The organism is Methanosphaera sp. A6 (assembly GCF_001729395.1).
GTDB lineage: Archaea > Methanobacteriota > Methanobacteria > Methanobacteriales > Methanobacteriaceae > Methanosphaera > Methanosphaera stadtmanae.
In genome coordinates this window covers 1-9,706 of the sequence record NZ_MAIF01000149.1, presented here as the reverse complement: position 1 = coordinate 9,706, position 9,706 = coordinate 1, and the positions used below count along the sequence as shown (strand labels likewise).

11 protein-coding genes are annotated in these 9,706 nt (G+C 25.8%); 7 read left to right on the top strand and 4 right to left on the bottom strand.

Annotated features, from left to right (window positions below; all coding sequences use genetic code 11):
* On the top strand, nt 1-374 hold a 374-nt coding region (locus tag A9758_RS07610), incomplete at its 5' end, for a hypothetical protein (RefSeq protein ID WP_158005524.1).
* Here A9758_RS07610 and A9758_RS06260 read toward each other — a convergent pair.
* The 3 genes from A9758_RS06260 to comB are packed head-to-tail and all read right to left on the bottom strand — an operon-like array spanning nt 371 to nt 2,837.
* On the bottom strand, nt 371-1,312 hold the full coding sequence (locus A9758_RS06260) for a hypothetical protein (RefSeq protein ID WP_011406562.1): 942 nt from the start codon (nt 1,310-1,312) through the stop codon (nt 371-373). The genes A9758_RS07610 and A9758_RS06260 overlap by 4 nt on opposite strands.
* A gap of 23 nt (nt 1,313-1,335) precedes the next feature.
* Nucleotides 1,336-2,118, bottom strand: a complete 783-nt coding sequence (locus tag A9758_RS06255) for a TatD family hydrolase (protein WP_011406561.1) — start codon at nt 2,116-2,118, stop codon at nt 1,336-1,338.
* A gap of 14 nt (nt 2,119-2,132) precedes the next feature.
* Nucleotides 2,133-2,837 (bottom strand): 2-phosphosulfolactate phosphatase, encoded by a 705-nt coding sequence (gene comB, locus A9758_RS06250; protein WP_011406560.1) that lies wholly within the window; start codon nt 2,835-2,837, stop codon nt 2,133-2,135.
* Nucleotides 2,838-3,049: 212 nt separating this feature from the next.
* Here comB and A9758_RS06245 point away from each other — a divergent pair, with 212 nt between their 5' ends.
* From A9758_RS06245 to A9758_RS06235, 3 genes are all read left to right on the top strand, one after another.
* Nucleotides 3,050-4,135 carry a stage II sporulation protein M gene (locus A9758_RS06245; RefSeq protein WP_011406559.1) on the top strand — a complete coding sequence of 362 codons (1,086 nt, stop codon included), beginning with the start codon at nt 3,050-3,052 and terminating at the stop codon, nt 4,133-4,135.
* A gap of 117 nt (nt 4,136-4,252) precedes the next feature.
* Nucleotides 4,253-4,897, top strand: a complete 645-nt coding sequence (locus A9758_RS06240) for a TetR/AcrR family transcriptional regulator (RefSeq protein WP_011406558.1) — start codon at nt 4,253-4,255, stop codon at nt 4,895-4,897.
* A complete protein-coding gene (locus tag A9758_RS06235; protein WP_048059741.1) occupies nt 4,878-5,978 on the top strand; it encodes a DUF116 domain-containing protein in 1,101 nt (366 codons plus the stop codon). Before A9758_RS06240 ends, A9758_RS06235 begins: the two co-directional genes overlap by 20 nt.
* On the opposite strand, the gene A9758_RS06230 is transcribed toward A9758_RS06235, so the two are convergent.
* The gene (locus tag A9758_RS06230) at nt 5,979-6,329 is read right to left on the bottom strand and encodes a hypothetical protein (protein WP_011406556.1); all 351 of its coding nucleotides are present in this window, start codon (nt 6,327-6,329) and stop codon (nt 5,979-5,981) included.
* Between the two features lie 150 nt (nt 6,330-6,479).
* On the opposite strand from A9758_RS06230, the gene A9758_RS06225 reads away from it, so the two are divergent.
* The 3 genes from A9758_RS06225 to A9758_RS06215 all read left to right on the top strand — a co-directional run bounded on the left by A9758_RS06225 (nt 6,480) and on the right by A9758_RS06215 (nt 9,535).
* Complete coding sequence (locus A9758_RS06225) at nt 6,480-6,941, top strand: hypothetical protein (RefSeq protein WP_011406555.1); 462 nt, start codon at nt 6,480-6,482, stop codon at nt 6,939-6,941.
* 429 nt (nt 6,942-7,370) lie between these two features.
* Nucleotides 7,371-8,441: an NAD(P)-dependent alcohol dehydrogenase gene (locus A9758_RS06220; RefSeq protein WP_011406554.1), complete on the top strand. Its 1,071-nt coding sequence runs from the start codon at nt 7,371-7,373 to the stop codon at nt 8,439-8,441.
* A gap of 143 nt (nt 8,442-8,584) precedes the next feature.
* A complete protein-coding gene (locus A9758_RS06215; RefSeq protein ID WP_011406553.1) occupies nt 8,585-9,535 on the top strand; it encodes a ketopantoate reductase family protein in 951 nt (316 codons plus the stop codon).
* Nucleotides 9,536-9,706 lie beyond the last annotated feature (171 nt).

Here is a 9,706-nt window from a genome sequence, read left to right as displayed (position 1 = left end):
CAAGATTTTTATCAACATATGATTTAGAATCATATTTCTATGAAATAAATGATAACAAGGATAAGTTAGTACATACATTATTTAAGAGATTTATTATTAATATAAATACAGATTTCTCACATACACAACATCAATCTGCAATAACAGAAGAAGGTATTTTACACATGGTGAATATTTTAACAGAGTTATCTATGGATTTATCCTTAATGAGAAAAATATTTCATGAAGGATTTAATGAATTAGATGAAAATTATCTCGTATTTACTGAAGAAGAATCATTTAATTATTTACTACGTGCAATTGGTGGAGAAAATGTGGAAACTATTAATTTTGATATAATAATTTCCCTTGATAATAAAAAAGTAAAGTCTTAGTAATAGGCTCCTTTTATTTGTGATTTTTCATAGTATTTTTTATTTTTTTCAAGAAGAGGATATATTTCTTTATTGTTTATTAGGTTATAACTGTTGTTTATGAGATTCATTATATAAACATTTCTTAGTATATTATTTGTTGATTGGTTATCACTTATACAGATTGGTTTTCCTATAGGTGTTGTATCATATTTTTTAAATTCATTTTTAATATCATCTTTTAGTTGATTATCCATTATAGCATCAAATATTTGACATATACTTTTATGTATTCCTTTTCCTATAATAAAACATTTCATAATTTTAGTTTTATCATATTTTAAGTCTGCACATATTGAATTAAATGATGAATAAGACACATATTCCTCTGGTAAATATATTTTTTCAGTACTACTTGCACAATATTCACTTATTAATAGAACTTCGGGAATTGTTGTCATGGTTTGTATAAATGCATCTAACATGGGTGTTTTTTTCACATTCCATACATACATTACTATAGAACAAAGTATGGTGTTAAAAAGATGGTGTGTTAGTTCATGAAGTATTGTTGCTATTTGTATTGCTTCATCAAAACATTCATCAACACATATAACATTAAATGCATATTCTCCATAATTTTTTCTATCATTCTTAAATATTAGTATGGAGTATGCTTCAGCAAGTGCTTTTATTTGCTCTAAAGGTGTCCTATATTCTTTATATGTTAATCTATTTTTTCCAGCTTCTATAATACTTTGTATTATTGTTTCATATGCATCTAAACTTAATATTTTATTGTTTAATTGAAATAGATGCATATCTGTAAATAATTCATTAATAGAATTTATTTCCTTGTTTGCATTGGTAAATATGTGTAAAATTTCACCACATTTTTCACAAGTATCAGTTGAAATATTGTTTTTATGTCCACAGTTTGCACAGTAGATAGTTTCCATTTTAATCTTTTATCCTCTTTTTGTTATATTCTAAAGAATTCTTTTGTGTTATGTGTAACTTCTTTTGCTAGTGTTTCTGGTTCTATATTCATTTCTTTTGCTATTCTTTTTAGGATATGTGGTAGATATTTTGGTTCGTTTCTATTTTTTTTAGGTTTTTTTTCAAAATCTCTTGGAAGTAAGAATGGACCATCAGTTTCTATCATTAATTTTTCTGGAGGTATTACTTTAATAGCTTTGAGTAAGTCACTGTTTCTACGTTCATCACAGATCCATCCGGTAATACCAATATAACAGCCTAAATCAAGGTAATCTTCAGCTTCATATTTTGTTCCAGTAAAACAATGAACTACTGATTGTTTAGCCATTTTTTTGTGTTTTCTGAGTATTTTTGCAAAATCATCATAGGATTCTCTGTCATGTAAAAATAGGGGCATATCTAATTTTTCTGCTAGTTCTACTTGTTTTTCAAACCATTTACGTTGTATGTTTTGGGGAGAGTAGTTTCTATTGTAATCAAGACCACATTCACCAATTGCAACAACACAGTCATTTTTTGCTAGTTTATGTAGTGTGTCTATTGTGTTTTCATCACATGTTTTTGCATCATGGGGATGTACTCCACATGTTGCATAGAGGTTAGGGTATTTTAATGCATATTCTGTAGCTTGAATACTTGATTGAATACTACTTCCAGTTATTATGGCTTTTGTTACATTTACTTTTTTGGCTTCATTAATAACATCAATTCTATCTTTATCATATGATTTATGCATTAGATTTAATCCAATATCTATAAGTTCCATTGTATTCTCCTATATTATAGTTTTGTTATTTCATTATTTTTGTATATTGGTACTTCATTAATTTCATTAATTAATTGACATAGTTTAACATCGTCTTCTAATCCTAGTTTAGTAAGTTTTGTTGCGCCCCATGAATTTCCTATTAATTCTTTTACTTGTTTTTCATCTTTAGCAAGTATTGTTGATGCAAGTGCAGTTTCATCTAATTCTAGTGGTATGTTTTGATCTTTTGCAGATTTAATTATTTCTTTAACTATTACACCTGCACCTGTTGCATCTTCTATATTGAATTTTTCATGTCTTCCTGCCATTACAATTTCTATCTCCTCAGTAGCTATTTCTAGTGCTTTTTTAGCTACTGCATTTGCATTGATGCCTGTACCAATTAGTACTGTTACATTTTTGTTGTTATTTTTTGTATTTTCTAGTACTCTTGTTCCATTTGTTGTTTTTAATACAAGTACATCTCCTTCGTGTTTTTGTACTTCTTTTGGTGAGTTTGTTATGTCAAATCCTTCGATTGTTTTAAGATTGTCTTCTCCAGCAAGTAGTGCATTATATTTATTTTTTAGTTCAAATGCTTCGTTAGATGTGTTTACTGGTATTACTTTATTGAATGTATTTAAGGCTATTGTTATTGTCGTGCTTGCTCTTAATAAATCAATTACTATTGCCACATCTTTTGTTTTAGAATTAAATAATGATACAGTTACTTTCATGTTTTTTACACCAATTATGTTTTTTCTTATTATTAATTTTTATAATTAATGTTATATTAAATTTTAAAATGAAAATATAATACTAGTACAATTCTTATACATGAAAAACTTAATATATTAATTTAATTATATATTATATTATTAATATGTACAAATTTTATACATAGATTAATTTATAAACATAAAAAAGTAATTATACTAGGAGGCATAGGATGGATGATAAGGAAAATATAAAAATTAATATAAATCAAAATCCTATATATGATGATACTCAGAATATATATCATCATATTCATAATATAAAAGTTAGTGTAAATGAAAAAAGTATTGAAAAACAAAAAGCAGAGAATAATATTTTTAATATTAACAAATATTTTGCAGCTGCAATATTATCTGTATTTATCTATGTGGCATGTGCTCTAACAGCACAAGTACAACTGGCAGATATAATAACTATTGAAGTACCTCTTACAATATTATTATCACTACTATTAACATATCTCATGTTATCTAATCATGTAAAAGAAGGATATTGTGGATATACAATAGTTGCAATTTTATTGTTCTTTGTAAATCCAAGTTATACATTTATAGTGTTAGTAACAGAGTTATCACAAGCAATTATTGATTGTACAGTAAAAATATTTACAAATAAACATGATTTTAGTGTATTTAATGAAGAAAAACATAATTTATCTAAATCAGATCATATTATAAATTTTCTTCATAGAATAAAGTATCATCTTTTATTATCAGTAATATTTTTTGTAACATTCACATTATTTTCATACTTTTATCCTTCAGTATTCCAATCATTAATAATACCAGCATATCAGGGAATGCAGGAAGGTGTTCAAAGTGGTACAGTAGAACTCGCAACAACCCCATTGTTTATAAATAACTTTTCAGTTGCATTTAGAATGTTTATAAGTGGTATTTGTTTAAGTATTCCAAATATTTATTTATTGATTTATAATGGATTATTAATTGGATTTACAGGATCTCAATTACCAATTTCATATTTCTTATCATTTACAGTACCTCATGGAATTCTTGAATTAACTGCTGTCATGTTGGCTGGAGGTGCAGGTTTTAAAGTAACACAGGCTATATTGAATTTATTCAATGGTTTAACTTTAAGAAAAGAGATTTCTTTTAGTAAATTCATGGTAGTTTCTCTTAAAATGATTTTAGATAGTATTGTTATTATGGTTGTTGTGTTTGTTTTACTTATGATTGCAGCTTATGTTGAAGCAAACTTAACAATACCTATTGGAAGAACACTTCTTGGAATTTAAGGAAGTTTTCTTCTTCTTTTTTTATAATTTTTTTTATACAATATATTATCCTAACAAGCGTTAGCTTTATATATTCCTACTAATAAATACTAAACTAACAAGTGTTAGGTAATAATTATGAGACAAACAAATACAAAAGAAAAAATCCTACAAATATCAATAGAAAAAATATCAAAAAAAGGATATGATAATGTATCTATAAGAAGTATAGCACGGGATGTTGGAATAAAAGAAAGCTCAATATACAACCACTATAAAAATAAGGAAGACATACTAGATAAAATACTAAAAAAGTTTCTAGACATACTTGAGGAAACATCACTTGAATCATCAGACTTAAAAAAAAATCTAGATAATATAGAACAATTATATCATTATGGTTCAGAACTCTTTAAAAAACAACTAAATAACATGGAAATAATAAAAATATGGAGAATAATAAACATAGAAAAATATCATAATGAAAAAGTAAGAAAATTCTATAAAAAACATATAATATCAAATCCACTGAAATTTTGGACAAATATATTCAAAACATTATTAGAAAATGAAGATATAGATGAAATGGAACCATACAAGTTAGCAGAAGAATTTTATTACTATGCACTAGTAAGATTTGACTTAATAGTTTTAGATTCAACATATATGAGTGAAGATAAACTACAAGAGCAATTAGATTATCTATTTAAACAAATAGAAGACTATGCTCTAAAAATATTTAAAAACATGGACAGTGCAATAAATGAAAAACATAACATATAACATAGAAAATAATGATTACAATACCCAAATAGAAAAAACAACAAACATAATAATCAAAAATTCAAATAACTACATTCAATTTCTAAATGACTATGTAGAATATGTAAATCAACACATACAAAAATCAGGTATGGAATGTATACTAGATATAGTATCCATAGGAATATATTGGATGGAATATATTCAAAAAGCATACACTCTAGATGATACATCAAAAAATATTTTAATTAAACTTGCAAAAATAAGACGAAACAATACACAAATAAAAGAAGATATAGACTATATTAAAGGTCATATTATCACAGAAAAACTAACAAAAAATACAAAAAAAGAAATTCCTTTTACAACAACATCAATTGATAAATTATTTGATTATCTAAGTGCTACTGGTGAATATTATTTTGAATTAAAGGAATTAAATTATTTTAAAGAATATCTTAAAACAAAAAATAAAACAGAAATAGAAAAAATACTAAAACAAGTACTTAACTTCTCAGATTACTTTAAAACAATCACAAATAAAACACTTCATAAATACACATATAATGTAAATAATTACTTAGAACAAGAATTATACAAACATAAAAACAAAGAAGATCTAATATTCTGTGGAAGAAGAGAAGTAGAATATCATCTGAACATGTTTGGAGCAGAAATAATGAATAGAGCATACAGAAATGAGTATGATAAAAGAGAAAAAACCATCATACTATTACCTGAATGTATGCAAATAAAAAATAAAAAATGCCTATCACAAGAAACAATCTATGGACAACAATGTATAGGTTGTAGTGATAACTGTAATGTAAACCAACTAAAAAACTATATAGAAAAAGAGGTGTATGTAATAAAACATGAATCTGAATTATTTAAAGATATACCTACACATGAGAAAAAAACAATTTCCATAATAGGAATTGCATGTGTATTAAACTTAATTAATGGTGGTTTAAAGGCAAAATCATTAGGAATGCCAGCACAATGTGTTATTCTTAATTATGTAGGATGTAGTAATCATTGGATGCAAAATAGAATATCAACATCCATAAATTCTGAAAAATTAAAGGAGATAATAGGATAGTTAATATCCATGACTTTCAAGTATATGATACATTTTATAACGTGGAATTCTAAGAATATCATGAGTATTTTTTGTATTGTAAATTGGAGATAATTCTGTAGTTTCTAGAAATACTCTACCTTCTGCTATTTTAATAAGTAATTTCATATCACTTGGACTTATAATTTCATCAGGATTAGATACTATTCTTTCTATATCTTCATTTAATTTAAGTATTGCTACAGCAATCTTACCATCATAAGATATTTCATTTTCTATACAATATTCTAGTAAGTATTTATGATAACTTCTAATAAAATTTAATTCCTCAATTATACCTAAATTATTTAATGTTAATGATTTACTATTCATATAATTATTCAACCTATATTCTATTATATTATTTTTTCTATTTTCTATTATTAAGTTATATCATGTTTAGTAAAAAAAATTTTAAAAGACAATATTTAAATATTTAGAAGATAATAAACATAGAATAAAAAAAATCTAATAGTGGTATGTATGTTAGCTCAGGAAGCAAATAAAACTAAAATAGAAATCTTCAATATTATTTCAGAAAATATTCAAAAAAAAATTATGGAATCTAGTGATATGTATAATCAACTATCACAATATAATAACCTTATAACATATGAGGAGTTATATGATTTAACAGAAGAGGATATAGAAAAATTCCATGAAATTCGTGATAGGGCTCATGAATTTGAACATGAATTAATACATATTAAAGAGGATTTAATAAAAAATATGGTGTTAGATATTGAATGGGTATTAACAAATAATGAAAATAAACAAGCAAAACAACAATTAGATAACTTAAGGAAATCCAATATATTCTATGATTTTTTTAATTTAGAGATTATATTGGGATTGATTTTTGATAAATTAAAACAATTAAATGTTCCACGTAAAAAAAGTTCACATCAACATTTATATTCTCATAAGTCAGGGGGTTGTTGTTAATTTTTTGTAAAAAAAATTATTTAAATAATATTTATTACTTAATCCTTCTAAAATAGACTATATTTCCATTTTTATTCTTTTATTTTTTTTTTATATTTTTTTAGGCTTATTTTATAGTTTTATTTTTATTATAAAAAAATAAAACATAATGATTTATCATAGTTTATTATTATTAATTATGATAGATTTATATATAAGATAGAACAAATTATCAAGCAAGAACTTTTAAAAAATATTTTTGATACGCTGACAAAAGTACTTTTTGAAGATAAGTTAACTCTAACTAATAGCTATGGAAAAACTATTTTTCCAATTAAATTCATGATTTTGTCGGTGAATCTTTATGAATAAAAAAAAAATCATAAAAGTTCTAATATTACTAGATAAAAGTTTATAAAATATATATAAATTCAAAAAAAGGTGGACTATATGACAAAATTCACAGGATTTGCAATGAAAAGATTAAATGAAGTTGGATGGGTTGAAAAAGAAAAACCAGAATGTGGAAGAAGAGATGCAATAGTAAAACCATTAGCACTCTCACCATGTACTTCAGATATCCATACAGTATGGGAAGGAGCTATAGGTGATCGTAAAGATATGATTCTAGGTCATGAAGCAGTTGGAATAATAGATGAAGTTGGACCTGATGTAAAAGATTTTAAACCAGGTGATAAAGTAATAGTACCAGCAATAACACCAGACTGGGAAGATGAAGCAGCACAAAGAGGATATTCCTCACAAACAACAGAACCACTCGGTGGATGGAAATTTTCAAATTTCAAAGATGGAGTATTTGGAGAATATTTCCATGTGAACTTGGCTGATGCAAACCTTGCAAAACTTCCAGAATCAATAGAACCAGAAACAGCTGCAATGCTTTCAGATATGTTCTCAACAGGAATAATGGGAGCAGAAAATGCAAAAATAAAAGTAGGTTCAACAGTAGCAGTAATTGGAATTGGACCAGTAGGTCTTAGTGCAGTAGCAGGAGCAGCAATACTTGGAGCATCCAGATTATTTGCAGTAGGTACTAGACCTAACTGTGTAGATGTAGCTAAAAAATATGGGGCAACAGATATTATTAACTACAAAGAAGGTCCTATTGATGAACAAATAAGAGATGCTACAGATGGAGCAGGAGTAGATGCAGTAATTATTGCAGGAGGAAATATGGATACATGGCCTCAAGCAGTAAAAATGGCAAAAGCTGGATCAAAAATCTCAAATATTAACTACTTAAGTGGAGCAGATGTTGTACCTCTACCAAGAGAAGCTTGGGGATGTGGAATGGCAAATATTGACATAAATACTGGTTTATGTCCTGGAGGAAGAGTAAGAATGGAACGTCTTGCAAGTCTTGTAGAATATGGTCGTATAAAACCAGAATTACTTATAACTCACAGATTCAAAGGACTTGAAAAAGTAGAAGATGCATTGATGTTAATGAAAGATAAACCAAGAGACTTAATTAAACCAGTAGTATCAATAAAAGAATAAAAAATAACATTTTTTTTATTAACGTCTCTTATTCTCTTTTTTTATATTTTTTAAAACATTTATATAAATATCTTTAATAATATATTAGATAATATAGAAAATCAGATCTATTAAATAGTATTTAGATTATTGAAGGTAATATAATGAATATTTTAATTGAAGGTGCAGGATCAATTGGTATAGCATTAGGTGCATCATTAATATCACAAAAACAAGATGTGTCCTTTTTTGCAAGAGAAAAAACAGCTAAATCAATAAAAGAAAATCCAATAGAAAGAACAGGCATATTTAATCATATAACTTGTCAAACAAATGAATATAGAGTTTACACAGATTATGGGGATATTCCAGAAAATACCTTTGATTATGTATTTATATGTAGCAAAACAACTGCAAATAAACAGATAAGTAAAAGATTAAATGAAAATAAAAATGTTTTGAAAGATAATGTTAAAATAATCATATTTCAGAATGGTTTTGGAAATGATAAAGACTATCTTAAATACTTCCAAAAACAACAAGTATTCTGTGCACGTGTAATAACAGGATTTAGACGACCTAAAAGAAATATTAGTGAAGTTACAGTACATACAGCACCAATACTGCTGGGTTCACTTCAAGGCTGTGATGTTTCAGAATTAAAACCTATAGCAAATCTAATTAATGATTCAGGAATTCCAGCTAATATAACTGATAATGTTGAAGAGTATCTTTGGGCTAAAATGTTGTATAATTGTACTTTAAATCCATTAGGTGCAATACTTGGAGTGAATTATGGTAAATTAACTGAAAGTAATTATTCAGTTAATATTATGAATAGATTAATTGATGAAATTTTTAATGTAATAAAAAAAGCCGGATATAATATTAGTTGGCATAGTGCTAAAGAGTATAAAGAATTATTTTATGAAAAATTAGTTCCAGATACTTATAATCATCAGTCATCCACTTTACAAGACATATCTAGAAAACAGAAAACAGAAATTGATTCATTAACAGGATATATAATATATCTTGGTAAAAAATATGATGTTGATGTTACTGTTAATAAAACAATATACAATTTAATTAAAGCCATAGAGTCAGATTTCTAAAGATTAATTAATATTTTTCTTTATGAACTTTATTTTTTTCTGTTTTTTCCCATTCTTGTGGTGGTAATGTTGTTTTGGAAATTCCAAGAGAAAGTATTGCTTCTACTTCATAATGTTTTGGTATTCCTAGTTTTTCTTTTATTATATCACTTGATAATTTATTGTTATCAT

What these genes read in the sequence shown, in the direction of transcription:
- A9758_RS06260 (WP_011406562.1), bottom strand. Translation starts at nt 1,312, where the DNA reads ATGGAAACTATCTACTGTGCAAACTGTGGACATAAAAACAATATTTCA.
- A9758_RS06255 (WP_011406561.1), bottom strand. Translation starts at nt 2,118, where the DNA reads ATGGAACTTATAGATATTGGATTAAATCTAATGCATAAATCATATGAT.
- comB (WP_011406560.1), bottom strand. Translation starts at nt 2,837, where the DNA reads ATGAAAGTAACTGTATCATTATTTAATTCTAAAACAAAAGATGTGGCA.
- A9758_RS06245 (WP_011406559.1), top strand. Translation starts at nt 3,050, where the DNA reads ATGGATGATAAGGAAAATATAAAAATTAATATAAATCAAAATCCTATA.
- A9758_RS06240 (WP_011406558.1), top strand. Translation starts at nt 4,253, where the DNA reads ATGAGACAAACAAATACAAAAGAAAAAATCCTACAAATATCAATAGAA.
- A9758_RS06235 (WP_048059741.1), top strand. Translation starts at nt 4,878, where the DNA reads ATGAAAAACATAACATATAACATAGAAAATAATGATTACAATACCCAA.
- A9758_RS06230 (WP_011406556.1), bottom strand. Translation starts at nt 6,329, where the DNA reads ATGAATAGTAAATCATTAACATTAAATAATTTAGGTATAATTGAGGAA.
- A9758_RS06225 (WP_011406555.1), top strand. Translation starts at nt 6,480, where the DNA reads ATGTTAGCTCAGGAAGCAAATAAAACTAAAATAGAAATCTTCAATATT.
- A9758_RS06220 (WP_011406554.1), top strand. Translation starts at nt 7,371, where the DNA reads ATGACAAAATTCACAGGATTTGCAATGAAAAGATTAAATGAAGTTGGA.
- A9758_RS06215 (WP_011406553.1), top strand. Translation starts at nt 8,585, where the DNA reads ATGAATATTTTAATTGAAGGTGCAGGATCAATTGGTATAGCATTAGGT.